Source organism: Sphingobium sp. SCG-1 (assembly GCF_002953135.1).
Lineage (GTDB): Bacteria > Pseudomonadota > Alphaproteobacteria > Sphingomonadales > Sphingomonadaceae > Sphingobium.
On record NZ_CP026372.1, the window covers coordinates 1,389,964 to 1,413,644 of the forward strand.

Genomic DNA, 23,681 nt, shown 5'->3' on the forward strand with positions numbered 1-23,681 from the left:
TCAGCGGCGGGCGCATCCCAATGCGGCAGCGTCGATAGCGGTGGCCGCGCCACGCAGCGCATAGACATCGGCAAAGCCGCGCCCGCTGTTGGCGACTGTCTGCACGCTCATGCTCGTGCCCGATCGCATGGCTGCAATGATAGCCGCATCGACGCGCTTGTCCGGTGCCCATGCATCGGCATTGCCTGCCACCAGCGCGAAATGCTGTTCCCCGATGCTGAGCGATACCGCGCTGCCGGTGCGGCGGGATTGGCTGAGGCGGATGTGCAATTGCCCCCGCACGCCCTGCCGCGGCCATGTCGCGACGGAGGCGAACGCTTGCCATCCGGCACGTCGGCTGCCCCGCGCAGGTTCGGCAATCGCGTAACAGCGCGGCACAGTCGGATCGCGGAACGCCCCCCAGCTTTCGAATATGCCAAGCGAATCGCGCGCCGCCGCTGGAAAGGGCTGGGCGCCGATCAGCGTACAGGCGATTAGTCCAAGGAGGTGCGTGCGCTTCATCATTGCCCGGCAAAGCGTACCCCACGCATTTTTGCAAGCGGCGCGCTTGCCCATCGTTGCATAGTCGGTAATGAAGGAGCGGCATCTTGCCCGACCGTCCGGACTCGGGCGGCACCCATACAGGCAAGCAGAACAGAGCGGGACCAGGGAATGAAGGCCACTATCGAACGCGCAACGCTCCTGAAAAGTCTGGGCCATGTCCAGTCGGTGGTCGAGCGTCGCAATACCATTCCGATTCTGTCCAACGTGCTGATCGAAGCGACGGCGGATGGATCGATAAAGCTGATGGCTACCGATCTCGACTTGCAGGTTGTCGAAAGCGTGCAGGCTCAGGTGGAGACGGCTGGCGCGACGACGATTTCGGCGCATACCTTGTTCGATATTGCCCGGAAGCTGCCCGAAGGTAGCCAGGTTTCGCTGCATGCGTCGGAAGGCAAGATGCTGATCCAGGCAGGACGTGCGAAATTCAACCTGTCCACATTGCCGCGTGACGATTTCCCGGTGATCGCGGAAGGCGATTTGCCGACGAGCTTCGAATTGCCTGCTTCGACGCTGATCCAGATCATCGACAAGACGCGTTTTGCGATCTCGACCGAAGAGACGCGCTATTATCTGAACGGCATCTTCCTGCATGTGTCGGACGATCCGCAGCCGGTGCTGAAAGCCGCCGCAACCGATGGGCATCGGCTGGCGCGCGTCACTGTCGCACGTCCCGATGGCGCGGAGGGCATGCCCGACATCATCGTGCCGCGTAAGTGCATCGCCGAACTGCGCAAGCTGCTCGATGAAGTCGACGGCAGCGTGCAGGTTTCGCTTTCGGCGGGCAAGATCCGCTTTGGCATCGGCAGTGCGATCCTGACCAGCAAGCTGATCGACGGTACCTTCCCGGATTACAGCCGCGTTATCCCGACCGGCAACGACAAGCTGCTGCGCATCGACCCTCGCGGGTTCGAGGAGGGCGTCGATCGCGTTGCGACCATTGCGACGGAGAAGACGCGCGCGGTCAAGATGGCGCTCGACAAGGACAAGATCACGCTGTCTGTCACCAGCCCCGAAAACGGCACGGCGGCGGAAGAAGTCTCCGGCGATTACGCTGGCGACAATTTCGAGATCGGCTTCAACGCGCGGTATCTGCTCGACATTCTGGGGCAGGTCGATGGCGACATCGTGGAACTGCACCTCGCCGACGCGGCTGCTCCGACGCTGATCCGCGAGAACGACAAGAGCGCGGCGCTGTACGTGCTCATGCCGATGCGAGTTTAGTTGGCGGTCAAGTGGTAGTGTAGGTCAAGAACTCAACAATCCGTTCGGGCTGAGCTTGTCGAAGCCCCCCACTGAACGAAGTGAAGTGTGCTTCGCCTGCGGCTCAGCAGAACCCCCGACAAGCTCAGGGCGAACGGGGTTGGGGTGTTTTGCCTCCGATAGAGGCGGCGCTATCCCTTCCGCTCATCCCGCACCATGTCCGGCGCCAAGTCCAGCCCTGCCGCACCCCCAGCCGCCGTATGCGAGGGCGCGTGCGGGCGCTCTACATATTCCGGCTCTTCGACCTCCAGCATCCCCTCCCATTTCGTCACCACGGACGTAGCGATGGCATTGCCGACCACGTTGGTCGCCGTCCGGCCCATGTCGAGGAACTGGTCGATGGCGAGGATGAACGCGACCCCCTCAACCGGCAGATTGAATTGCGCCAGCGTCGCGGCGACCACCACCAAAGAAGCGCGCGGCACGGCGGCGATGCCCTTGCTGGTTATCATCAGCACCAGCAGGATCGTGATCTGCGTCGCCAGCGGCAAGTGGATATTATAGGCCTGCGCTATGAAGATCGTCGCGAAGGACGCGTACATCATCGACCCGTCCAGATTGAAGCTGTAGCCCAAAGGCAGCACGAAGCTGGAAATGCGGCGCGGTACGCCGAAGCGGTCGAGTTGCTCCAGCAGCTTGGGATAAGCGGCTTCCGACGATGCGGTAGAGTAAGCGATCAGCAGCGGCTCCCGCACATAGCGCGCCAGCGTGAACACCCGCCGCCCCAGCACGAGAAAGCCCGCAAAGCCGAGGATGATCCATAGGGTCAGTAGCGCCAGATAGAACTCGCCGATCAACTGCCCGAAGGTGATGAGCACGCCCAGACCCTGCACCGTCACCACCGAGGCGATTGCCCCGAACACCGCAAACGGCGCGACTTTCATCACGTAGCTGGTGACTTGCAGCATCAGTTCGACCAGCGATTCCACGACCGCGAGGATTGGCTTGCCGCGCTCGCCGATGGCAGTGAGGCCGACGCCGATGAACAGCGAGAACACCACGATCTGCAAGATGGCGTTGGTCGCCATCGCGTCGACCATCGAAGTCGGGAAGACGTGCAGGACAAAGTCGCGGAAATTGAGCGCCTTGGTGTCGACGCCCGCATCCGCGCCGCTCTGCACGAGGTTGAGGCCGACGCCCGGCTCGAAAAAGTTGACGAATATGAGGCCGAGGCTGAGCGAGATGAGGCTGGCGGTGATGAACCACAATAGCGCTCGCCCGCCGATCCGTCCCAGCGCGGCGCTATCGCCCATGTTCGCGATGCCGGACACAAGCGTGGCGAACACCAGCGGCGCGATAATCATCTTGATGAGGTGGAGGAAGATGTCGGCGAGCAAGTGGAAATAGCCTGCGACGTCCTTTGCCTGATCCTTGTCCGCGCCGATCCACTGGTTCGCGATGAAGCCAGTGATGACGCCGAGAATCATGGCGATCAGGATGATGGAAGTAAGGCGCTTGGCCATGCGGTCCCCCGGAAATATGTTCGAGGGATTGACCCCGATGCTGTTGCCTACTGACTATCAGGGCAGAACGGTCGGGGCAACGCAAGCCGCCACTGGCACGCGATGGGGCGAGAAATGAGCCATGTTGGGCCGGAAGGTCACGAAAGTCACGCTACGTCACCCCCCACTTGGCTTCCGCGGCCTTCTGGTAGATCTGAATAGAAGTGCGAGAGGGGGCGTGAGAGCATAGGGGACACGCGGGCCAGCCGACCCCCGGATACGTGTGCAGCTATGAGGGGCTGCGCCCAATTTCCACCCACAGCCTTTGCCGTCAGTGCAATGATGCCGCCATGTGTCGCTCCGGCTGGTCGTCCCGAAATGGGTCGAGGGGATCGCGGCATGGACGTGCTTGCGGGACGTTCGGCTTGAGGTAGGGCGCGACTGTAGCGGCGGGGAGAGCGTGTAGGACAGCGCAATCTGCATACCTAATAAACAAAAAGGCGGCGAGTGGACGCCGCCTTCCTGTAAAATTTGCCTCTGAATTAGAAGCGATAGCCCAGACCGATTACCGTCTGATACAGTTCGCCGTCGGCTTCATAGTTGCCGTAACGTGTTTCGATATTTGCATAGAGGTTGCCGAACTTCTGCTCGACGCCAAGGCCGACCTTCACGCCGTCCAGCGAGCCGGAAAAGCCGTTCGCGTCCAGGTTGGTATAGCCGAGCGTGCCATAAACCAGCGTCCGCGGCGTAGCCTTGAAGCCTGCACGGGCGGCGAGCGTCAGGTCGCGGAAGTCGGAATTGTCGTCGTCGAAGAGACCAGTATATGAGCCGGTCACGCCAACAACGGTGTTGCCAAGATCGAAATCATAACCAGCGTTGATACCATAGGTTGCTTCGTCGGTGCCGGCGAAATCATCGTCAACGGCACCGAGTTCGACGCCAACGCGCGCGCCGGAAAATTCTTGAGCGAAAGCCGGCGTGGCGGTCAGAGCGGCCACAGCAAATACGGCAAAAAAGCGCTTCATTGTAAAAACAGTCCTTTCATTCCGTCGCCGATACGAGGCGACGGGAGGCCCTCTACTGCCAACCATTTCCAGTTTCACCTCAATTATGACAATGACTGTCACATCTCTCGGAGGTGTAGCTTTTTGGCAACAGAAACTGTTGCAGGGCGTTTAAAAAGAAGATGAGATTGAACGCATGGATTTCTAATAGTGGCGGTAATCAGCCAAAAACAGCGTCGTTGGCTCGCGTCGCCAAAGCACAAATCACCATGAAATTGTTGTATATCTGCATCGAGGTATTACGAAAGGCTTCCACATTGTGCCCGATGAAGGAGACATTGGTCCGCCAACACCAGAGCCATCATCGCCTCCACGACCGGAACGCCGCGGATGCCGACGCAGGGATCATGGCGGCCTTTGGTGATGATGTCCGCGGCTTCGCCTTCGCGGGTGATCGTATCGACGGGGATCAGGATGGAACTGGTCGGCTTGAAGGCGACCCGGACCTTGATCGGTTGGCCGGTAGCGATGCCGCCCGCTATGCCGCCCGCGTGATTGGCCATGAAGACGGGCTTGCCGTCTTCGCCGGGGCGCATGGGGTCGGCATTGTCTTCACCGCGAAGGCGCGCGGCGGCGAAACCGTCGCCAATCTCGACGCCCTTGACCGCGTTGATGCTCATGCACGCAGCGGCAAGTTCGCTGTCGAGTTTGGCATAGAGGGGCGCGCCCCAGCCTGCGGGCACGCCGATGGCAATGCACTCGACCACCGCGCCGAGGGATGAGCCATCCTTGCGGGCGCTGTCGACCAGAACTTCCCAGCGCTTTGCGGCTTCCGGATCGGGGCAAAAGAAGGGATTCTCTTCGATCTGCGCGGCGTCGAAACGAGCCAGGTCGATGGCGTCGCCGCCGATCTCGCTGACATAGGCGAAGATGTCCACGTCCGGGATGACCAGCCGCGCCACGGCCCCCGCCGCCACGCGCGAGGCAGTTTCGCGCGCGCTCGAACGCCCGCCGCCGCGATAATCGCGAAAGCCATATTTCGCGTCATAGGCATAGTCGGCATGGCCGGGGCGATACGCCTTGGCGACGTCGGAATAATCCTTGGAACGCTGGTCGACATTCTCGATCATCAGGCTGATCGGGGTGCCGGTGGTGCGGCCTTCGAACACGCCGGAGAGGATGCGGACCTGGTCCGGCTCCTGCCGCTGCGTCGTATATTTGGATGTGCCGGGGCGGCGCTTGTCGAGGAACGGCTGAATGTCGCTCTCGTCCAGCGACAGGCCGGGAGGGCAGCCGTCCACTACTGCGCCGATGGCGGGGCCGTGGCTTTCGCCCCAGGTCGTGAAGCGAAATACGCGGCCGAAGGTGTTGAAACTCATGCGCCTACTTGTCGAGGCCGATGTCGGGTGCATCCTCGGCCTTCATGCCGATGACGTTATAGCCTGCGTCGACATGGTGGATTTCGCCGGTGACGCCGCTGGCGAGGTCGCTCAGCAGGTAGAGCCCTGCGCCGCCGACATCGTCGATGGTGACGTTGCGGCGCATCGGCGAGTTATATTCGTTCCACTTCAGGATGTAGCGGAAGTCGCCGATGCCGCTGGCGGCCAACGTCTTGATCGGTCCGGCGGAAATGGCGTTCACGCGGATATTTTCCGGCCCCATGTCCATGGCGAGATATTTGACGCTGGTTTCCAGTGCGGCCTTCGCGACGCCCATCACGTTGTAGTGCGGGATCACCTTTTCCGCGCCGTAGTAGGACAGCGTCAGCAGTGCGCCGCCGTCCGGCATCAGTTCGCGCGCGCGCTTGGCGACGGCGACGAAGCTGTAGGCGGAGATGTTCATCGTCATCAGGAAGTTGTCGAGCGTGGTGTCGTAGAATTTGCCCCGAAGCTCGTTCTTGTCGGAAAAGCCGATGGCGTGGACGATGAAGTCGATGGTGCCCCAGCGTTCCTTGAGCGCGTCGAACGTCGCGTCGAGCAACGCCATGTCCGACACGTCGCATGGGATCAGGAAGTCCGAGCCGACTTGCTCGGCCAAGGGGCGGACGCGCTTTTCCAGCGCTTCGCCCTGATAGGAGAAGGCAAGTTCCGCACCTTGGGCATGGAGCGCCTTCGCAATGCCCCAGGCGAGCGACTTATCGTTCGCAAGGCCCATGATGAGACCGCGTTTCCCCTTCATCAGGGTGCCCGTTATCCCGTCAGTCATGCCTTTTTTATCCTTTTATTCTTGTGTGACGGGGGCGGTATCCCCGTCCGGAAATTCCGCCAGCGCCGCATTGAGTTCGGCGCCAATTACCACGCCAAGCCCGACTAGGAAGAAAAAAATGAGGGTAATCATGACGCCTGCAAGGCTGCCATAGGTCAGATCGTAGCTGGTGAGGTGCGACAATGCGGCGGGCAGGAGGATAAGCGTGCCATACCACCATGCCGCCGTCAGCAGCGCGCCGGGCCATTTGGGGAACTGCGATCCCCGGTATTTGCTGGGCGTGAGCGACACGAACAGCGAGTAGAGCGCGAGGGTAAGGACTGCCATCGGCACGACCTTGCTGGTGGTAACGATGCCGATTGCCTCGTCTGCGAAGGGCAGGACGCGGACGAGAAATTCCTCCGCGCCTTGGAGCATCAACTGGATCGAGAAAGCGAACATCGCGGCGAACACGCTGACGATGATGATGCCGATCGAGCCGAGCCGGTACTGCCAGAAGGCGCGGCCGCTGCGGGTGCCGTAGGCCCGGCGCAATATGTCGCGGATCGTTTCAATGAGGCTGCCGACCGACCACAGGCCGACGATCCCGCCGAGCCACAGGACGCCGCTGGAAAGGCGGGCGTTGATGACCTGCTCGATCGGGCCGCGCAGCACATCGGCGACGCTGGGCGGCACTGTCAGCAGGAAGCCGTTCACGGCGGCAAGGCCGTCCTGCGTGCGGCCGAAAATGCTGGTTATCGCGGCCGCGACGATGAAGAACGGGAACAGCGTGAGCAACGACATATAGGCCAGGTTGCCCGCGTGAATGAAGCCGTCGGTGTATACGCCGATCGCCACCCGCTTCATTACCTGTATTGCGTTAGCGCCGGGTTTGAAGCGCGAGAGCCGGAAGCGGTGCGCATGTTCCGGCTCCGCGAGCAGACGCTGCCGCCGTGCCTCGGGCGATTCGGGGGAGACGTCTCTCATGCAGGGATCAACGCCTCAGACGCCGAGATGCCCCCGGACGGTGCGCTTGTCCTGCCAGCTTTCCACGAACGCTTTCAACGCGGCGTCGTCGGCGGGCACGTCGATCATCAGCGTGACGAGTTGATCGCCGCGCGTGCCGCCCTTGCCGGTGAAGCCGCGATCCTTGAGGCGAAGCGTCTTGCCGGACGCCGATCCGGGGGTAATGGCGAGCATCACCGGGCCTTCGACGGTCGGCACCTTCACCTTCGCACCGTTGACTGCCTCGTCTAGCGTGATCGGCAGGTTCAGGCGCACATTGTCGCCGTCGCGTGTGAAGAAGGGGTGATTGCCCACTTCGATGGTGATGATGGCGTCGCCCGGACCAGCCGCGCCCGGCGCGCCTTTGCCGGCGAGGCGCATCTGCGTGCCGGTCTCGACGCCTGCGGGCAGCTTTACGTCGATGGTTTTGCCGTCTTGCAGGGTGATCCGCTGCGGCGCGCCGATGGCAGCGTCGATGAACGACACGGCGAGGCGATAGGCGACGTTCGCGCCTTTGGCTGGAGGTGCGCCGCGACCGCCGCGCCCGAAACCGCCAAAGCCGCCACCGCCCGCCGCCGCGCCACGTCCGCCGCCGAACAGTCCTTCGAAGATGTCGCCGAAGTCGCCGCCGCCCTGGCTGAACTCGAAATCGCCCGGAGCGCCGCGTCCACCACCGGGATGGCCACGACCGCCGCCATAGCCGAACGGCATCGCCGGATTGCCATCGCCGTCGATCTCGCCGCGATCGAATTGCGCGCGCTTGTCCTTGTCGGTCAGCAGATCATAGGCGCGCGTGACGTCCGAGAATTTCTCGGCAGCCTTGGGATTGTCTTTGTTGCGATCGGGATGGAGCGTCTTGGCCAGCGTGCGATAGGCCTTTTTGATCTCGGCTTCGCTCGCGCCGCGCGCCACGCCCAATGTGCTGTAGGGGTCCGCCATTTTTACCTTTTGCATGTCCGTAACAAATTCAACGAAGTTGAAGGTCAGCTATCATGTGGAAAGCATCCTGTCGCGCTTCAAGCGCGTGCGAACGCAAGAAGGCCAGGTTTCCGGTGCGCCTCGACAGTGTGGCCTATGGTCCCTAAACAGCGGACATGACCGATGAAACGCCCGATGCCGACATCCACGATCCCTTCCTGCTGTTCGACCATTGGTATGCAGCGGCACGCGAGAGCGAGATCAATGACAGCAACGCGATGGCGCTGGCAACGGCCGATGCGGCGGGGCATCCGTCGGTGCGCATGGTGCTGCTGAAGGGGCACGGGCCGGAGGGGTTTACCTTCTACACCAATCTGGAAGGGCGCAAGGCATCGCAGATCTTCGCCAATCCGCATGTCGCGCTGCTGCTCCACTGGAAGTCGCTGCGGCGGCAGATCCGGATCGAGGGTGCGGTGGAGCGCGTCGATGACGCGACGGCCGACGCCTATTTCGCGACGCGCGGGCGGGATTCGCAGCTTGGCGCCTGGGCATCGGACCAGTCGCGCCCGCTGGCATCGCGCGAAGTGTTCATGGATCGCTTCGAGGCGATGCAGACGAAGTTCGAAGGCGGCGACGTGACGCGCCCGCCGCATTGGTCGGGCTTCCGCGTCGTCCCTGAACAGATCGAATTCTGGCAGGATCGCGCGCATCGCTTGCATGAGCGCCGCCTGTTCGCACGATCGGGCGATGGCTGGGCGGAATGCCTGCTCTACCCGTGAGCGGCACTATCGCGCAGCGCGCCGCGCTCGCCAGTGTAGGCGTGGCGTCGGTGCTGCTGGTGCTGAAGGTGATGGCGGTGTCGCGCACCGGATCGGCGGCGATGCTGGGGTCGCTGGCAGATACTGGACTGGACTTGATTGCCAGCCTCGTCACCCTGCTGGGCGTGCGCGTGGCGGCGACGCCGGCCGACCACAACCACCGTTTCGGCCATGGCAAGGCGGAGGCGTTGGCCTCACTGTTCCAAGTGGCGTTGATCGCCGTCGCGGCGGTGGCGATCGGCTGGCGCTCGCTCAATCACTTCTCCGGCGCGCATCAGGTCGCGTCGGCGGATTACGGCATCGGCGTATCGGTCGTCGCGATGGTGCTGAGCATCGGCCTGATCGCCTATCAGCGCCGAGCCATTGCGCAGACCGGATCGCTCGCGATCGGCACCGACAGCCTGCATTATCAATCGGATCTGGTCCTGAACCTGTCCGTCATCGCGGCGCTGGCGCTGGAGCAATATGCGGGCATATCTGGCGCGGACCCGGTGTTCGGCGTCGGGATCGCGCTGTGGCTGGCATGGGGAGCATGGAGATCGGCAAACGCCGCCATCGATCAACTGATGGACCACGAATGGCCCGTCGCCGAGCGGCAGCACTTCCTGAAGATCGTGGCGCAACATCCTGAATTGAAAGGCATTCATGACGTGCGCACCCGATCGAGCGGCGCGCAGCGCTTCGTGCAGTTCCATGTCTGGGTCGACCCCGAGATGACGGTCGCCGAGGCGCATCGGGTGATGGATGAAGTCGAGGCGCGGCTGGAGAAGGAATTCCCCGGCGTCGAAATTCTGATCCATCCCGATCCCGAAGGCCATGTCGATCCCGATGTTAAGTCCGTGGCCATTTCGCACTGAGCGGCCCTTTGCGGCGCGCGGAGGCCATGGCATCAGCGGCGCCATCGTTTCTCATCAGGATGTGAGCCATGCCCGCCATTCCCTTCTACCAGGTCGATGCGTTCGCCGACGCGTCCTTCACTGGCAATCCGGCGGCGGTGATGCCGCTCGACGCGTGGTTGCCCGACGACATGCTACAGGCGATCGCGGCGGAGAATAATCTGGCGGAGACGGCATTCACTGTGCCCGATCTGACCGGAGAAGCGGATTACGAACTGCGCTGGTTCACGCCGATGGTGGAAGTCGCGCTGTGCGGTCATGCGACGCTGGCGAGCGGGCATGTGCTGATCGAGGGTGATGCGATCCGTTTCCGCACGCGCAAGGCAGGCGTGCTTGAAGTGCGGCGCGACGGCGAAGGCTATGCGCTCGACTTGCCCGCATGGGAGATGGTCGGCAGGGACTTGCCGGAGATCGTGGCGGGCATGGGCGGCGCGCCGGTCGAAACCTATTGGCGCGATGGCGGCTACAGCCTGCTCGTCTATGGCAGCGCCGCCGAGATATTGGCGCTGACGCCAGACTTTCACGGCCTGCGTGCGATCGATCCCGGCGACATCCTCTACATCGCGACAGCGCCGGGCGACGACACCGACATCATAAGCCGCGTCTTCGCACCGGGCGCAGGGATCAACGAAGACCCGGTGACGGGTTCCGCGCACGCGTTGCTCACGGCCTATTGGGCGAAGCGGCTGGGGCGGGACAGCTTCACCGCGTTCCAGGCGAGCCAGCGCGGCGGGCGATTGACATGTCGACTGGCGGGCGGCCGCGCGGTGTTGGGCGGGCGATGCGCGACGGTGATCGAGGGCGTTTTCCGGGTATGAAGCGGTAGGTACGACACTCATCTTCGCCCGTTTTCATGCCGCCCTGGCCAGAAATATTCGTCACCGATCATGAGCGTCAACATCTGTTCGATGACGCCGTTGCCGAATATGACCGTCTAGTCACGGGGTACAAAGATTTGAGGTATGAGGTGAAGATCTTGCCGAAGGTCGCGGTGGAGGATCGGGTTGCGTTCGTCCTTCGTCATCTGTGCTGACTATTACGATAATGAAGTCGCGCCTCAGCGAGCGGAAGACGGGCTAAGACGGCTTTGTGATTACCACAGTCTCTGTCTTGGGCGTTGTCGCTGCCGGCGGTGTAGTGGCGGCGGGAGGCGTTGCGCCGGCGGGCTCGCGAAGCCGCATGCATTCCGCCTTGTTTCCACGCGGCGTGCGCGCGCAGTTCCACAGCGCCCGCTGCAACCCGCTCGCCGCGTCGTGGATATAGCTGAATGCCATGCTCGACAGCACGGTCTCGGATATGGGGAACCCCTTCGGTACGATCGCCCGGTCATTCCATGCGAGGATGCGGCATCGGGGTCGTCCGGTGCAGAACACTGCGGCCATGTTCGCATAGGTCTCCGGCTTCTTCGGATCGAGCAGCAGGATGAAGGCCGTCGCACCCGGCTCGACTGCCATCAGCGTCACGCCGGACAGTCCGTCCGCGCCCATGCTTGGGCTGATGAGGCGTGCCGTGCCTGCCGCCATCGTTGCGGGGGAAAGCAGGCCAAGGCCACTGCCCGGCAGCATCGCCAACGCTCCACCCGCACCCTGATGCGCGGGCGATAGGCGCGCGATCTGCACCACCGCCGGTTCATTGCCATCCACTGCCCGGCGGAACGCAGGCGGCGTGCCCCACCATCCTGTCCAGCGGAAGAACAGATGCGTCTTCACCGCCGCCACCTTGTCCAGGCTGCTGCTCCAATAGGGCACCACCCAATCAGTGTGATAATGCGTCGAATAGCCGACCTTGCGATAGACCGATCCCGCCAAAGCCGCCCGCGCCACATCCTGCGCCCGGCTCCATGCGGCGGCGGATGGCGTGCGCGCCAGCGCCCCGTCGCACGTAAACGTGAACTGGCACCCGGTCTTCCGCTCGGCCCCCTGAAACACCACGCCGCACACCGTCTTGGGGAAGGCGGGATGCCGCAGCCGGTTCAGCACCACTTGCGCCACCGCCTTCTGGCCCGTAGTGTCGTCGCCCGCCTCATAATAGCCCGCCGCCGCCAGACAATCGATTGCCCGCGCCAGTGAGTCGGGCGATCCGGCAAAGATGAACGGCCGCGCCGCCGGATTGGGCAGGCGGGAGAAGGGCACCCCCGCGTTGATCTCCTGCGCTTCCTCGGGTTTGACTTCGCGCACTACCAGCGGCTCGACAGGAGGCGGCGGGGAAGGGGGGCGCACCAATGGTTCGCGCGGATGCGCCTCGGTCGATACGCCGGAAGCAACGCGCGCCGAATCGAACTGCGCGACCGCCCCCGGCAGCCCCGCGAACACCAGCAGACCGCCGATCGCGGCCACCCAGTTTTTCAAGCCATCACGCATGCCGGAACCGCCGTTCGCCTACTCCGGCAGGAAGTCCGGCACCGAGAGATAACGCTCACCCGTATCATAATTGAAGCCCAGCACCTTCGCGCCCGCAGGCAACTCCGGCAGCTTCTGCGCAATCGCCGCCAAAGTCGCGCCCGAAGAAATGCCGACGAATATGCCTTCCTCGGTCGCCGACCGGCGCGCATAATCCTTGGCAACCGCAGGGTCGACCTGGATTACGCCATCGAGCAACTGCGTATGCAGGTTCGTCGGAATGAAGCCCGCGCCGATACCCTGAATGGGATGCGGCCCCGGCTGCCCGCCGCTGATGACGGGAGAGAGCGTCGGCTCCACCGCAAACACCTTCAACGCAGGCCATTGCCCTTTCAGCACTTGCGCAACCCCGGTGATATGCCCGCCCGTGCCGACGCCGGTGACGATGGCGTCCAGCGGCGTCTCGGCAAAATCGGCAAGGATTTCCAGCGCGGTCGTGCGGACATGCACGTCGATGTTCGCCGGATTCTCGAACTGCTGCGGCATCCACGAGTTCGGCGTCTGGTCGATCAGTTCCAGCGCGCGCTCGATCGCGCCCTTCATGCCCTTCTCGCGCGGCGTGAGGTCGAACGACGCGCCATAAGCGAGCATCAGCCGCCGCCGCTCGATCGACATGCTCTCGGGCATGACGAGGACCAGCTTATAGCCCTTCACCGCCGCCACCATAGCCAGGCCCACGCCGGTATTGCCCGATGTCGGCTCGATGATCGTGCCGCCAGGCTTCAGGTCGCCCGTTGCCTCGGCCGCTTCGATCATGGCCAGCGCGATGCGATCCTTGATCGACCCGCCGGGGTTCGACCGCTCCGACTTGATCCACACTTCAGCGTCGCCGAACAGGCGGTTCACGCGGATATGGGGCGTGTTGCCGATGGTCTCCAATATGCTGGATGCCTTCATGTCGTCGTCTCCTTGACCTGCTTTACGGATGGTTCGGGTGATGCTCCGGTCGGCCGTATGTCGGGTGGGTCGAAGCTGCGTGCAAGCCTGATTTCGGGGAAGAGCCGCGACCATGCAAGCGTTATGATGATCGCGCCGATCCCGCCCGCGATCACCGCCGCAACCGGCCCGATCAGCGCAGCGAGAAAGCCCGACTCCGCTTCACCCAGTTCATTGGAGGCGGAGATGGTGAGTTGCGACAGGCTTCCGACGCGTCCACGCATCTCGTCCGGCGTATGCAACTGGATGAGGGAGGTGCGGACATAGACGGAAATCATGTCCGAACAGCCGAGCACGAGGAGAGCGCCCAGCGCCACCTCAGTTGCAATGTCATTGGGGAGAAATGCGGTCAGGCCGAACACGATGGTGGAGGCACCGAATACGACGACAGCGATGAGCATCTTCAGGCCCACTTCCCGCTGCATGGGTCTAAACGCAAACCACAAAGCGGTCAGGGCCGCGCCGACGGCCGGCGCTGCGGCCAGATGGCCCAGTCCCCTGGAGCCGACGTGCAATATGTCGCGGGCATAGATCGGCAGTAGCGCTGTCGCTCCCGCCAGCAACACCGCGAAGAGATCCAGTGTGATCGTCGCAAACAAAAAGCGATTCTGCCGAACATAGGTTAACCCGTCGATCATCTGCCGGATGGGATGCCGCGTCGTGTCTCGCGCAGCCTGCGGCACCTTGCCGATCATCAGCATGGCGATGAGGGCCACGCCATAAAGCGCTGCGCTCAAGGCATAGGCACCCCAGGGTGCCGCTGCATAAGCATAGCCACCAACGGCCGGACCGATGATCTGGCCCGACTGCCACGCGACGCTGGATAGGGCGATGGCGCGCGGCAACGTCGCCTTGGGCACCAGATTGGGGGCAAGCGCGCCAAAGGCGGGCCCGTTGAACGCCCGGGCAATGCCCACGATCACGGCGATCCCGAAGATGAGTGGCAGCGATACCCAGCCCTCGTACGTCGCGAAACTCAGCAGCCCCGCGCCCGTGACGAGCAGCAGCAGCGTACATCGCACGATCATGCGCCGGTCGAAATGATCCGCAACCCATCCCGTCACCGGCGTCAGGAAGAACAGGGGCAGGAACTGCGCCAGCCCTATCAACCCCAGTTGCGCCGCCGCGCCCTGCGTCCCCATGGTTTCGCGCGCAATGTTATACGCCTGCCAACCGAGCACGATCATCATCGCATATTGTGCCAGCACCGCGCACACACGGCCGATCAGGTAAGCGCGAAAATTGGCGAAACGCAGCGGATGGTCGGGGGACATCAAGGCCATGTCGCCCCTCTAGGCGGTGCACTCGGTGGGGAGCAACATGCTTATGCTTTGCGCCGGCACGAATCCACTTACATCAGATATCGTCCAGTGAAGCTCTGACTGCCCCTGTCGCTTCCCGGAGAATGTGGCATGGTGTGGTAATACACCCGAATCATCTTACTCCGGAGATACCGATTGATGCGCCGCCTGCCCGTCGCCCTGTTCCTTGCCGCCGCCACCTTGTCCTTGCCTCTCGTCTCCGCCTGCGCCGAGGCTCCCGCCAATCAGCAGGCCGTGACCGTCACCGACGCGGGCGCCGCCGACCCGGCATGGGCCGCCTTCTCGCAAAGCTTCCTCGACGGCTATTTCAAGCGTGATCCGTTCTTCGCCATCTATCAGGGCCGCCATGAATATGACGGCAAGCTGCCCGACTGGAGCGACGCGGGCCTCTCCGCATCGGCGACCTATCTGAAGGACAGCATCGCCAAAGCCGAAGCGTTCGACCCTAAGAAACTATCCAAGGAGCAGACGTTCGAGCGCGCTTATCTTATCGCCGTTGCGCGCGGCAAGCTGTTCTGGCTGGCCGACGCGGATCAGCCGCACACTAACCCGGCCTACTATATCGGCAACGGCCTCGACCCCAATGTCTACATCGCGCGGCCCTATGCCGATGCCACGACCCGGATGAAGGCGTTCATCGCCTTCGCCCGCAACGTGCCGACGGCAGCGGCGCAGATCAAAGCCAATCTCAAAATGCCGATGCCCCTGAGCTTCATCGACTATGGCAAGGCCGGGTTCGCTGGACTGGCGAGCTACTATAAGGGTGACGCAAAGACCGCATTCGCGTCCGTGAAAGACCCTGAACTCCAGAAGCAGTTCGACGAAGCCGCCGCCGCCGCCTCCAAATCGATGAGCGACCTTGCCGACTGGCTCGAAAGCGGCCGCGCCAAGGCTACGCAGGATTTCGCGCTAGGCCCGGATCGCTTCGCCAAGATGGTGCGCGACACCGAAATGGTTGACGTGTCGCTCGACGAACTCGAACGCATCGGTCAGGCCGACCTCAAGCGCAATCAGGATGCGCTGAAAGCTGCCTGCGCCCAATATGCGCCGGGCGCGACCATCCCGGCGTGCTTCGCAAAGATGAATACGCACAAGCCCGAAGGCGGCGTAGTCGAAGCCGCGCGCAAGCAATTGCCCGGCCTCAAAGCCTTCATTGCGGAGAAGGATCTCGTCTCCATCCCCGGCACCGAAGAAGCGCAGGTTGAGGAGTCCCCGCCCTATAATCGCCAGAACAGCGCCTATATCGATATCCCCGGCCCCTATGAGAAAGGGTTGCCCTCGGTCTATTATATCTCGCCGCCGGACCCGAGCTGGTCGAAGGCAGTGCGGGATGGCTATATCCCCGGCGAGAAGGACTTGATGTTCACCTCCGTCCACGAAGTCTGGCCGGGTCACTTCCTGAACTTCCTCCACGCCAACCGCTCCAAATTCACCTTCGGCAAGGTGTTCGTCGGCTATGCCTTCGCGGAGGGCTGGGCGCATTATACCGAGGAGATGATGTGGGAAGCGGGCCTCAACAATGGCGACCCGGAGACGCACATCGGCCAGCTCAGCAACGCGCTGCTGCGCAATTGCCGGTTCCTCTCCGCCATAGGCCTGCACGCACGCGGGATGACGCAGGAGCAGTCGCGCAAGATGTTCGTCGAGCAATGCTATCAGGATGAAGGCAATGCCCGGCAGCAGGCGGCGCGCGGTACTTATGATCCGGCCTATCTCAATTACACGATGGGCAAGCTGATGATCCGCAAGCTTCGCGAAGACTGGACCAAGGACAAGGGCGGTCGCGCGGCCTGGAAGACGTTCCACGACCAGTTCCTGAGCTACGGCGGTCCCCCGATCCCCCTCGTCCGCGCACAGATGATGGGCGGCGATCCGAAGGCAGTGTTCTAAAGCCTTGAACCCTCTTCCGTTTTCGCGGGAGAGGGTACACTGTCTACAACAGCCCCAAGGTCCGAAAGCTGCTGTGGCCCTGGCTGCCGATGATGATGTGGTCGTGCACCTGGATATTCAGCCGCTTGCCCGCTTCCACGATATGTTTCGTGATCTCGATATCCTGACGGCTGGGTTCCGGCGCGCCGCTTGGGTGGTTATGCACCACGCAAGCGCGGTTTCCAAGTGGTTAACTTTTTTGGATAATTTGCTGTGCTCGTCGAAAGTGGTGCCGGTAACCGGGGGCTGCTTTAGATGTCCCATCGTGATCATCACGCTCGATCACTCACCGTATCCGACAGTCGCCTTGATGCACGGCAAGGCACCTTATTCGTTTCGTCCCACGCATCAAGGGCATCAATAGGGTACAGGACGGCTTTACCAACTTTGACGAAGGACGGGCCAAGACGCATTGCGCGCCAATTTCTGAGTGTTCCGACTGAGATGCCGCCACGGTAGCGCTCAGCGACCTCTTCCGGCGTAAGGAATTTGTTTTCTGCCATTGCAGCCTCCCTCGGCAGCGACGGCCAAAGTCGATGTGCCGATTATTACTTAATCGTTGATCGCGGGGCAGTTGACGTCTGAACACGTCACCTGCGAGCACCACTTCGATCGCGGAGGCCTGTTGCCTCACGGTCCTGCATGGACGTGATGCTATGCAATTTGGGTCTGCGAAAGACGTTTCAGGCACGCGTCGGGAAAATGGATACGAAGGGCGGCACATTGGTGGATTTACCTTGTTCGCTGGTTTCGATCACCTGCGATGCTAGGTGCGCCCTAGGTGCTGCCGAATCCGTGCAGGAGAATTTTTCGCCACACGATTGAAAAGCGATGATGGGCCCGCCGTAGTCGAAAGGCACCTCCCGACCTGAACAGCAAAAGCGAAACCGCAAGGACCAATCGCATGAATTCGATATCGATGGGCTCTCTCCGGGGCACCGGGCGTGCACTGACGGCGATCCTGCCATCGATTACGTAGCGGACCTTATCGCTTATGAAATGCAGGAGATGCGCTCTGCAATCCATGATCGTCTTTTGGATCAAGGGCGAAGATAATTCACCTGCAATGGGATAGTTTCGTTCCATCAGCGAGACGCTGCGTTCAAATCCAGGCACTGCCGCGCCTTTCATGGGCGGGTTATCTCTTGGATATGGGACGCGCTTCGATCGATGGTCGATCTTGGTTGGCGCGTCACCTTTCCGAAGGACTATTCGCCATGAAAGATATCTGGACCCCCATCACCGTTGGCCGCATGAGCCTGCCGCATCGGCTTGCCATGGCCCCCATGACCCGAAGCCGCGCCAAGGTCGACGGCACGCCCGGTGCTCTCGCGGCGCAATACTATCAGCAGCGCGCTTCTATGGGCCTGCTCATCACCGAGGGCACGCAGCCCTCGGACGACGGCCAAGGCTATCTGACCACGCCGGGCATCTACACCGACGCGCACGTCAAGGGCTGGCGTGAAGTCGCGGACACGGTGCACGCCGGGGGCGGCAAGCTGGCCATCCAGCTCATGCATGTGGGCCGCATGTCGCACCCCAGCAACACGCCGCACGGTCGCCAGCCCGTTGCGCCTTCGGCCATCGCGCCCGGAGTCGAAATGTTCACTGCGAGCGGTATGCTCGACATTCCCGAGCCGCGTGCACTGGAGACCAAGGAGGTCGGGCAGACCATCGCAGATTTCGTTTTCGCCGCGCGCCGCGCGATCGAAGCCGGCGCCGACGCGGTCGAGATCCACGGCGCGAACGGCTATATCGTGCACCAATTTCTCGCGCCGAACGCCAACGCCCGTTCCGATGTCTATGGCGGCTCGATCGAAAACCGCGCGCGCTTCGCAGTCGAGGTCGCACAGGCGATCGCTGATGCGATAGGCGCCGATCGGAGCGGTATCCGCCTCTCGCCCGGCATCCCGATGGGCGGCATCGAAGAGGGTAGCGGAAACGACGAGGTCTATCGCTACCTCGCCGAGCAGCTGAACAAGATCGGCCTCGCCTATATCCACTTGCTGCACGGCGGCAACGAGCAGCTGCTATCCGACATTCGAGATCGGTTCTCCGGCACCCTGATCGTCAATCGGCCGAGCCGTACGCGCGAGCAGGTCGGCAGCGATATCGCCGCCGGCACGGCCGATATGGAGTCGATTGGCGTGATGAGCCTGTCGAACCCCGATCTGGTCGCTCGCCTCAAGACCGGCGCTCCGCTCAATGAGGTAAAGTACGACAAGTTCTACGGCGCCGGCGCCGAAGGCTACGTCGATTATCCCGTGCTGAAGGACGCCTGATCCCGCGGCGGGGCTGAGTCCGGCCTGGCCCCGCCTCCGCTTCTGCCTGCGAGATCCCGGTCAGAGGGGGTTACGCCTCGTGCCGACCAGTCTTTGAGCCCGGGGCAACTTCCTCATCACGAACATGATCGGACAACTCCGATGACATACCATTTCAAACCCGCCGATGCCGCTCTGCTACTGGTCGATTATCAGGTCGGCACGCTGCAACTGGCGAACGCCACTCCGGCCTACGAGGCCCTCCGCAATGCGGTCGTGCTTGCCAAGGCAGCCAAGGTGCTGGGCATGCCAATTGTGCTGACCGCGAGTCAGGAAGACCATGTGCAGGGCCCCACGCACGACTGGTTCTCGCGGGTGCTCCCCGAGGAATTCGAGCAGCGTGTTCTGCGCAGCGGGGTCATCAATGCTTGGCAAGATCGAGCCTGCCGCGGCGCTGTCGAGAAAACGGGTCGCAAGCAGCTCATCATCGGCGCAATCACCACCGATATCTGCCTCGTCTTGCCTGCGATCAGCGCGCACGAAGCGGAATACGAGGTGCAGGCCGTGATGGACGCCTCCAGCTCACCCTACAGGATCAACGAGGAGATCTCGCGGCACCGGCTCGACCGCGGAGGCGTCGAGATGACGGTCACGAACACGATCGTGGCCGAGCTGACGCAGGACTGATCGACGCCGGAAGGTCAGCAGATCGCACAGATCCTGCCGACTGCGTATTTGATGCGCCCTGTTGATTAAGAGCATGGCCGCGACGAGGTGGCTCGGCAATGCCGTTCCGCCTCGCTTTCTTCAGTTGCTGGAGGTTGTGCGAGGCGTGTCTTACCAGTTCTCGCGGTAGGGTCGCACCTCGACTTCGAAGCTCCACGCTTGGCGATCCTGCGAATGCAGCGCCCAGGCCGTTTGCGCGACGCCATCGGGTGACACGAAAAAGTCGTCCGGTTTATCGCGCATCATCGATCGCGCGGCCGGCTGATCGACCACGCCGTCGACGATCAGCAGCCCGATGTGAACTCCCAGCGGCCAGAGTGATTTGGCCATGGATTGGGCGAGACTTCGCTGCGCCGCCTTTGCGGGTGCAAAGGCGGTGGTTTTCTGTGATCCGCGCAGGGACGCCGTCGCGCCGGTGACGATGATCGAACCGGAACCCTTCTCGGTCATCGCCGGGATGACCTGTTGCGCGCACAGCAAGAGACCCATTGCGTTGATCCGCCAAGAAGTCTCGAAGTCCGCCGGCGACAATTCCTGAATGGTGGCGAACACCCCCGATCCGGCGTTGTAGAGCAGCACTTCGACGGGTCCCATCGTGTCGCGGATCTGCGCGAATGCTCGCGCAATCGAATCCGCATCCTCCACGTCGCATGTGAAAGCTCGCGAATGCGCGATCTGCGACACCATCGCATGCAGTTTCTCGGCTCCCCGCGCGAGCAGGGCCACCTGATAGCCGCTCTGGCTGAAGCGTTCCGCCAGCGCAGCACCGTTGCCCGCGCCGGCCCCGACCACCACGGCCACCGGTCTTTGTTCATCCGCCATATTGCGCTTTCCTTTGTTCGAGGCGTGCTCTGAAGAACATGAATTGCACCCGTCGCTTGACCTAGCGAAACTCACGTAACATATAAAGAGGCATGAGACGCGATAGTAGGATGTCGGGTGTGCTGCATGTTCTGCTGCACATGGCCGAGATAGATGGTCCGGTCACATCGGAGACGATGGCGATGATCATGAGCACCAATGCCGTCGTCATGCGGAGGACGATGGCTGGCCTTCGCGATGCCGGTCTGGTCAGATCCGAAAAGGGTCATGGCGGCGGCTGGACGATCAAGCGTGATCTTTCGAAGGTCACCCTGCGGGACATCTACACCGCGCTCGACAGTCCGGAACTCTTCGCCATGGGCAACCGCACCGATGCCCCCGGTTGCCTAGTCGAACAAGCTGTCAATACGGCGCTCGGCAGCGCCTTCGATGCGGCGCAATCCCTGCTGCTCGATCGCTTTGCCGCCGTGACGCTGGCCGAACTGAGCGCTGATTTTCATCGTCGCATGCTCGCCAGCGGCAAGTCCGAAGATAGGGAAATCACTCATGCATTTTGACGCCATCGTAGTCGGTGGAAGTTATGCGGGCCTGTCGGCCGCGATCCACATCGCGCGTGCGCGGCGGGCCGTCTGCGTCATCGACTCCGGCTCTCCGCGCAACCGCTTCGCCGATGCCTCGCATGGGTTCTTCGGTCAGGACGGAGCCGAGCCGCTAGCAATGATAGCCGGTGCGAAAACGCAGGTTGAAGCGTATCCCGGCGTACGGATGATCAAAGGCGAGGTGACCGACGTCTCCGGCGCCGATGGCGAGTTCGAGGTGACCCTGGCTGGAGCGGAGACGCTCACGGGCAGGAAGCTGGTGCTGGCATTCGGCATCGCAGATATCCTGCCCGACGTACCCGGCTTGGCCGAGCGTTGGGGAAGCAGCGTGCTCCATTGCCCATATTGCCACGGCTACGAGCATGGCGGGGGTAAGCTGGGCGTGTTGTGGACCGCGCCCCTGTCGGCGCACCAGGCGGCCCTGATCGCCGACTGGGGGGCAACCACGCTCTACCTCAACGGCAATGCGGTACCCGATACGGAGGCACGTGCCATACTCGATGGACGCGGCGTAGCGATCGAATCCGCGCCGATCCTCGGGGTGCAGGGCGCCGGAGAAGCGCTGTCCTCACTGCAGCTAGAGGATGGGCGCGAGGTTGCGATCGACGCACTGTTCCTCGCCCCGCGTTCGAAGTTGAACAGCCCGATCGCCGAGCGGCTCGGCTGCACGCTCGACGATGGCCCGTTCGGGCCCGTCGTCCGCACGGACGCCGGCAAGCTGACCAGCGTGCCGGGAGTGTATGCAGCGGGTGATATAGCCCGAGTACCGCACAATGCGAGCTGGGCTGCAGCGGACGGTGTGACGGCGGGCATCTCGCTCCACCAGTCGCTCGTGTTCGCGCCACTCGCCGCTGAGGCTGCACGATAATGATAACGCTCTATAACTCGCTTGGGGACTCTATCCTCGCCGCGTCGGCATCTACCTTGTAGAAAATGGGATTACCAAGATCGGCCAAGTTGCGTCCAATCTTATGGAGGGCTCGCCGCCGCCGGAGCTGGAACGATTGAGTCCGCTCGCCACTGTGCCGATCCTGCAGACCGACGACGGCACGCTGATCCGGTCTTCGATTGCGATCCTTGAATATCTGGAAGAGCACTGGCCAGCGCCAAGCCTGCTGTGCGAGACGCCGCAGGCCCGTGCACGGACACGTGAACTGGTTGCGGTGATCGACGAGGCCACGCTTCAATTCGGCATCTGGTGTCACAAGGGCAGTCCTGCCTTTGTCGGGCGCGAACCGCAAAGAATCGAAGCGGCAACGTCCGCGGCGAACGCCTATCATGGTCGCTTGGGAATGCTCGATAGGCTGGCCGGCGAGACGGAGGGCCGTTCCTAGCCGGGAACCACGTTACCATTGCCGACTGTATCGCCATGCCCACGCTACAGTTCGCCGAAGGGCTGTACGGCGTTCCAGTACCTCCGAACTGTCCGGTCCTGACCCGATGGTATGCGATGTTCCGGGAAGGCCGAGTGCGACGCCCGTGCCGTTCCCCGCACCGCTGCTGGCGGTCGCGCAGGGTCTCTGCGACGTGTGTCCACCGTCGAACGGGTAAAAGCGCGCTGCCCGCGCCTCCCGTCGCAGCTGATCCGACGAGAGACGTTGGGGCGTGCGGAGCCGATTAGAATTGCCGCTTGAGAAACTCGGCAGTTCCATCGAGCGCATGAGCCGATGCCTTCAGCATCGCGACATTGGTCGGGAAGACATGAACCATGCCTTTCCAGACATGGGTTTCGACTTGGCGGCCAGCTTCGCCCGCTACCGCTTCGAAACGCAGCGAATCATCGAGCAGGATCTCGTCGCCGCCGACATCGATCCGCACGGGTGGCAGCTTGGCGAAATTGGCCTTCAACGCGTTGACGCGAGGATCGCTGGGATCCGCACCAGCAAGATACTGCCGTGCTCCATCGGTCAGAGACTGCCGGTTCAAAATCGGATCCACATCGCCAAGGCCCTCGACGCTCTCCCCTTCGAGAGCGGGATCGACCCACGGGGAGTATACGACGATCGCAACGGGTGCAGGAATTGCTTCGGCGCGGTTCATCGCGACCGAGAGCACCGCGCCGCCGCCTGCCGAGTCGCCCATCAGAGCAACTTTGCCGCCGGTGGTGCTTGCGAGCTCTGCGTAGGCCGTGCTCACGTCGTCGTAGGCTGCCGGGAACGGATTTTCCGGGGCGAGCGCATAGTCGATGACAAAGATCGGGCGACCGGCGCGAATGGCGATCTGGCTTGCCAGTCCGCGATATGCCTCGGCGCTGCCCAGAACATATCCTCCCCCATGAACGTAGAGAATGGCGCCGTCTTCGACATGCGTGCCGGCGGGCGAAACCCACCAACCGGGCATCCCGGCGACTTTGCCTGGGTATGTCTCGATACCATCGGCGATCTTCGTGCGGGAGATCAGCTGGTCGTACGCCTCGCGCGCGCCCGGTTCTATCGAGAAGCTGCCGGAAAGGCCCATCATGGCCCGCATCGCCAGCATGGCGGCACGGTCGCGGAATGCCTCGTCGTGATGGATGATGCTCATGATATTATCCTTCGGTTGGTAACTGCCACCGAAGGTAGCGTCCCGCTGCCACCAGCGGCAGGGCATCAATCTGAACGCAGTGTTCCACCAGTGG

General features: G+C 62.6%; 24 protein-coding genes and 2 pseudogenes. 12 read left to right on the plus strand and 14 right to left on the minus strand.

Features of this window, described 5'->3' with window-relative positions; genetic code table 11:
• On the minus strand, window positions 1-501 hold the full coding sequence (locus C1T17_RS06200) for an invasion associated locus B family protein (RefSeq protein ID WP_104955038.1): 501 nt from the start codon (window positions 499-501) through the stop codon (window positions 1-3).
• A gap of 150 nt (window positions 502-651) precedes the next feature.
• Here C1T17_RS06200 and dnaN point away from each other — a divergent pair, with 150 nt between their 5' ends.
• A complete protein-coding gene (gene dnaN / locus C1T17_RS06205; RefSeq protein ID WP_104952697.1) occupies window positions 652-1,764 on the plus strand; it encodes a DNA polymerase III subunit beta in 1,113 nt (370 codons plus the stop codon).
• A 170-nt stretch (window positions 1,765-1,934) separates the two neighbouring features.
• On the opposite strand, the gene C1T17_RS06210 is transcribed toward dnaN, so the two are convergent.
• From C1T17_RS06210 to C1T17_RS06235, 6 genes are all read right to left on the minus strand, one after another.
• A complete protein-coding gene (locus C1T17_RS06210; RefSeq protein WP_104952698.1) occupies window positions 1,935-3,266 on the minus strand; it encodes a dicarboxylate/amino acid:cation symporter in 1,332 nt (443 codons plus the stop codon).
• A 521-nt stretch (window positions 3,267-3,787) separates the two neighbouring features.
• Window positions 3,788-4,270 carry an outer membrane protein gene (locus C1T17_RS06215; RefSeq protein WP_189338512.1) on the minus strand — a complete coding sequence of 161 codons (483 nt, stop codon included), beginning with the start codon at window positions 4,268-4,270 and terminating at the stop codon, window positions 3,788-3,790.
• A 278-nt stretch (window positions 4,271-4,548) separates the two neighbouring features.
• Window positions 4,549-5,628 (minus strand): chorismate synthase, encoded by a 1,080-nt coding sequence (gene aroC, locus C1T17_RS06220; RefSeq protein WP_104952700.1) that lies wholly within the window; start codon window positions 5,626-5,628, stop codon window positions 4,549-4,551.
• 4 nt (window positions 5,629-5,632) lie between these two features.
• Window positions 5,633-6,427: an enoyl-ACP reductase FabI gene (gene fabI, locus C1T17_RS06225; protein WP_104955039.1), complete on the minus strand. Its 795-nt coding sequence runs from the start codon at window positions 6,425-6,427 to the stop codon at window positions 5,633-5,635.
• 42 nt (window positions 6,428-6,469) lie between these two features.
• A complete protein-coding gene (locus tag C1T17_RS06230; RefSeq protein WP_104952701.1) occupies window positions 6,470-7,420 on the minus strand; it encodes a YihY/virulence factor BrkB family protein in 951 nt (316 codons plus the stop codon).
• A 15-nt stretch (window positions 7,421-7,435) separates the two neighbouring features.
• Window positions 7,436-8,377 (minus strand): DnaJ C-terminal domain-containing protein, encoded by a 942-nt coding sequence (locus C1T17_RS06235; RefSeq protein ID WP_104952702.1) that lies wholly within the window; start codon window positions 8,375-8,377, stop codon window positions 7,436-7,438.
• A 182-nt stretch (window positions 8,378-8,559) separates the two neighbouring features.
• Between C1T17_RS06235 and pdxH the strand changes: the two genes are divergently transcribed.
• The 4 genes from pdxH to C1T17_RS22090 all read left to right on the plus strand — a co-directional run bounded on the left by pdxH (window position 8,560) and on the right by C1T17_RS22090 (window position 11,103).
• Window positions 8,560-9,135 (plus strand): pyridoxamine 5'-phosphate oxidase, encoded by a 576-nt coding sequence (gene pdxH / locus C1T17_RS06240; protein ID WP_104955040.1) that lies wholly within the window; start codon window positions 8,560-8,562, stop codon window positions 9,133-9,135.
• A complete protein-coding gene (locus C1T17_RS06245; RefSeq protein WP_104952703.1) occupies window positions 9,117-10,031 on the plus strand; it encodes a cation diffusion facilitator family transporter in 915 nt (304 codons plus the stop codon). Before pdxH ends, C1T17_RS06245 begins: the two co-directional genes overlap by 19 nt.
• Before the next feature lie 68 nt (window positions 10,032-10,099).
• Window positions 10,100-10,888, plus strand: coding sequence for a PhzF family phenazine biosynthesis protein (locus C1T17_RS06250; RefSeq protein ID WP_104952704.1), 789 nt, complete (start codon window positions 10,100-10,102; stop codon window positions 10,886-10,888).
• 35 nt (window positions 10,889-10,923) lie between these two features.
• Window positions 10,924-11,103: an AAA family ATPase gene (locus C1T17_RS22090; protein ID WP_104952705.1), complete on the plus strand. Its 180-nt coding sequence runs from the start codon at window positions 10,924-10,926 to the stop codon at window positions 11,101-11,103.
• Between the two features lie 43 nt (window positions 11,104-11,146).
• Here the strand turns inward: C1T17_RS22090 and C1T17_RS06260 are convergent, their stop codons facing one another.
• Genes C1T17_RS06260 through C1T17_RS06270 form a run of 3 tightly spaced genes read right to left on the minus strand, consistent with a single transcriptional unit; the run spans window position 11,147 to window position 14,688 of the window.
• Window positions 11,147-12,430 (minus strand): cell wall hydrolase, encoded by a 1,284-nt coding sequence (locus tag C1T17_RS06260; RefSeq protein WP_104952706.1) that lies wholly within the window; start codon window positions 12,428-12,430, stop codon window positions 11,147-11,149.
• Between the two features lie 18 nt (window positions 12,431-12,448).
• Window positions 12,449-13,366: a cysteine synthase A gene (gene cysK / locus C1T17_RS06265; protein WP_104952707.1), complete on the minus strand. Its 918-nt coding sequence runs from the start codon at window positions 13,364-13,366 to the stop codon at window positions 12,449-12,451.
• On the minus strand, window positions 13,363-14,688 hold the full coding sequence (locus tag C1T17_RS06270) for an MFS transporter (protein ID WP_104952708.1): 1,326 nt from the start codon (window positions 14,686-14,688) through the stop codon (window positions 13,363-13,365). Before C1T17_RS06270 ends, cysK begins: the two co-directional genes overlap by 4 nt.
• A gap of 177 nt (window positions 14,689-14,865) precedes the next feature.
• On the opposite strand from C1T17_RS06270, the gene C1T17_RS06275 reads away from it, so the two are divergent.
• The gene (locus C1T17_RS06275) at window positions 14,866-16,617 is read left to right on the plus strand and encodes a DUF885 domain-containing protein (protein WP_104952709.1); all 1,752 of its coding nucleotides are present in this window, start codon (window positions 14,866-14,868) and stop codon (window positions 16,615-16,617) included.
• A gap of 43 nt (window positions 16,618-16,660) precedes the next feature.
• On the opposite strand, the pseudogene C1T17_RS20965 reads toward C1T17_RS06275, so the two are convergent.
• Window positions 16,661-16,825, minus strand: a pseudogene (locus tag C1T17_RS20965) (JAB domain-containing protein); the annotation flags it as partial.
• A 103-nt stretch (window positions 16,826-16,928) separates the two neighbouring features.
• The gene (locus C1T17_RS06285) at window positions 16,929-17,159 is read right to left on the minus strand and encodes a helix-turn-helix transcriptional regulator (RefSeq protein ID WP_104952710.1); all 231 of its coding nucleotides are present in this window, start codon (window positions 17,157-17,159) and stop codon (window positions 16,929-16,931) included.
• Between the two features lie 714 nt (window positions 17,160-17,873).
• Between C1T17_RS06285 and C1T17_RS06295 the strand changes: the two genes are divergently transcribed.
• Entirely contained in the window at window positions 17,874-18,938 is a 1,065-nt protein-coding gene (locus tag C1T17_RS06295; RefSeq protein WP_104955041.1) for an alkene reductase, read from the plus strand.
• 141 nt (window positions 18,939-19,079) lie between these two features.
• Window positions 19,080-19,604, plus strand: coding sequence for an isochorismatase family protein (locus C1T17_RS06300; protein WP_104952712.1), 525 nt, complete (start codon window positions 19,080-19,082; stop codon window positions 19,602-19,604).
• A 150-nt stretch (window positions 19,605-19,754) separates the two neighbouring features.
• Here the strand turns inward: C1T17_RS06300 and C1T17_RS06305 are convergent, their stop codons facing one another.
• Complete coding sequence (locus C1T17_RS06305) at window positions 19,755-20,465, minus strand: SDR family NAD(P)-dependent oxidoreductase (protein WP_104952713.1); 711 nt, start codon at window positions 20,463-20,465, stop codon at window positions 19,755-19,757.
• Between the two features lie 92 nt (window positions 20,466-20,557).
• Here C1T17_RS06305 and C1T17_RS06310 point away from each other — a divergent pair, with 92 nt between their 5' ends.
• The 4 genes and pseudogenes from C1T17_RS06310 (at window position 20,558) to C1T17_RS22095 (ending at window position 22,685) form a co-directional block, all read left to right on the plus strand.
• On the plus strand, window positions 20,558-21,022 hold the full coding sequence (locus C1T17_RS06310) for an Rrf2 family transcriptional regulator (protein WP_104952714.1): 465 nt from the start codon (window positions 20,558-20,560) through the stop codon (window positions 21,020-21,022).
• On the plus strand, window positions 21,012-21,932 hold the full coding sequence (locus C1T17_RS06315) for an NAD(P)/FAD-dependent oxidoreductase (protein ID WP_104952715.1): 921 nt from the start codon (window positions 21,012-21,014) through the stop codon (window positions 21,930-21,932). Before C1T17_RS06310 ends, C1T17_RS06315 begins: the two co-directional genes overlap by 11 nt.
• A gap of 40 nt (window positions 21,933-21,972) precedes the next feature.
• Window positions 21,973-22,398 (plus strand): annotated as a pseudogene (locus tag C1T17_RS06320) (glutathione S-transferase family protein); the annotation flags it as partial.
• Between the two features lie 35 nt (window positions 22,399-22,433).
• Window positions 22,434-22,685 carry a hypothetical protein gene (locus C1T17_RS22095; RefSeq protein ID WP_223262833.1) on the plus strand — a complete coding sequence of 84 codons (252 nt, stop codon included), beginning with the start codon at window positions 22,434-22,436 and terminating at the stop codon, window positions 22,683-22,685.
• Here the strand turns inward: C1T17_RS22095 and C1T17_RS06325 are convergent.
• On the minus strand, window positions 22,682-23,587 hold the full coding sequence (locus C1T17_RS06325) for an alpha/beta hydrolase (protein WP_189338513.1): 906 nt from the start codon (window positions 23,585-23,587) through the stop codon (window positions 22,682-22,684). The two genes, C1T17_RS22095 and C1T17_RS06325, sit on opposite strands and share 4 nt — an antisense overlap.
• Window positions 23,588-23,681: the final 94 nt, after the last annotated feature.

Bases quoted from the DNA above. Each gene is read 5' to 3' on its own strand.
- C1T17_RS06200 (WP_104955038.1), bottom strand. From the start codon at position 501: ATGAAGCGCACGCACCTCCTTGGACTAATCGCCTGTACGCTGATCGGC.
- dnaN (WP_104952697.1), top strand. From the start codon at position 652: ATGAAGGCCACTATCGAACGCGCAACGCTCCTGAAAAGTCTGGGCCAT.
- C1T17_RS06210 (WP_104952698.1), bottom strand. From the start codon at position 3,266: ATGGCCAAGCGCCTTACTTCCATCATCCTGATCGCCATGATTCTCGGC.
- C1T17_RS06215 (WP_189338512.1), bottom strand. From the start codon at position 4,270: ATGAAGCGCTTTTTTGCCGTATTTGCTGTGGCCGCTCTGACCGCCACG.
- aroC (WP_104952700.1), bottom strand. From the start codon at position 5,628: ATGAGTTTCAACACCTTCGGCCGCGTATTTCGCTTCACGACCTGGGGC.
- fabI (WP_104955039.1), bottom strand. From the start codon at position 6,427: ATGAAGGGGAAACGCGGTCTCATCATGGGCCTTGCGAACGATAAGTCG.
- C1T17_RS06230 (WP_104952701.1), bottom strand. From the start codon at position 7,420: ATGAGAGACGTCTCCCCCGAATCGCCCGAGGCACGGCGGCAGCGTCTG.
- C1T17_RS06235 (WP_104952702.1), bottom strand. From the start codon at position 8,377: ATGGCGGACCCCTACAGCACATTGGGCGTGGCGCGCGGCGCGAGCGAA.
- C1T17_RS06245 (WP_104952703.1), top strand. From the start codon at position 9,117: ATGCCTGCTCTACCCGTGAGCGGCACTATCGCGCAGCGCGCCGCGCTC.
- C1T17_RS06250 (WP_104952704.1), top strand. From the start codon at position 10,100: ATGCCCGCCATTCCCTTCTACCAGGTCGATGCGTTCGCCGACGCGTCC.
- C1T17_RS22090 (WP_104952705.1), top strand. From the start codon at position 10,924: ATGCCGCCCTGGCCAGAAATATTCGTCACCGATCATGAGCGTCAACAT.
- C1T17_RS06260 (WP_104952706.1), bottom strand. From the start codon at position 12,430: ATGCGTGATGGCTTGAAAAACTGGGTGGCCGCGATCGGCGGTCTGCTG.
- cysK (WP_104952707.1), bottom strand. From the start codon at position 13,366: ATGAAGGCATCCAGCATATTGGAGACCATCGGCAACACGCCCCATATC.
- C1T17_RS06270 (WP_104952708.1), bottom strand. From the start codon at position 14,688: ATGGCCTTGATGTCCCCCGACCATCCGCTGCGTTTCGCCAATTTTCGC.
- C1T17_RS06275 (WP_104952709.1), top strand. From the start codon at position 14,866: ATGCGCCGCCTGCCCGTCGCCCTGTTCCTTGCCGCCGCCACCTTGTCC.
- C1T17_RS06285 (WP_104952710.1), bottom strand. From the start codon at position 17,159: ATGGCAGAAAACAAATTCCTTACGCCGGAAGAGGTCGCTGAGCGCTAC.
- C1T17_RS06295 (WP_104955041.1), top strand. From the start codon at position 17,874: ATGAAAGATATCTGGACCCCCATCACCGTTGGCCGCATGAGCCTGCCG.
- C1T17_RS06300 (WP_104952712.1), top strand. From the start codon at position 19,080: ATGACATACCATTTCAAACCCGCCGATGCCGCTCTGCTACTGGTCGAT.
- C1T17_RS06305 (WP_104952713.1), bottom strand. From the start codon at position 20,465: ATGGCGGATGAACAAAGACCGGTGGCCGTGGTGGTCGGGGCCGGCGCG.
- C1T17_RS06310 (WP_104952714.1), top strand. From the start codon at position 20,558: ATGAGACGCGATAGTAGGATGTCGGGTGTGCTGCATGTTCTGCTGCAC.
- C1T17_RS06315 (WP_104952715.1), top strand. From the start codon at position 21,012: ATGCATTTTGACGCCATCGTAGTCGGTGGAAGTTATGCGGGCCTGTCG.
- C1T17_RS22095 (WP_223262833.1), top strand. From the start codon at position 22,434: ATGCCCACGCTACAGTTCGCCGAAGGGCTGTACGGCGTTCCAGTACCT.
- C1T17_RS06325 (WP_189338513.1), bottom strand. From the start codon at position 23,587: ATGAGCATCATCCATCACGACGAGGCATTCCGCGACCGTGCCGCCATG.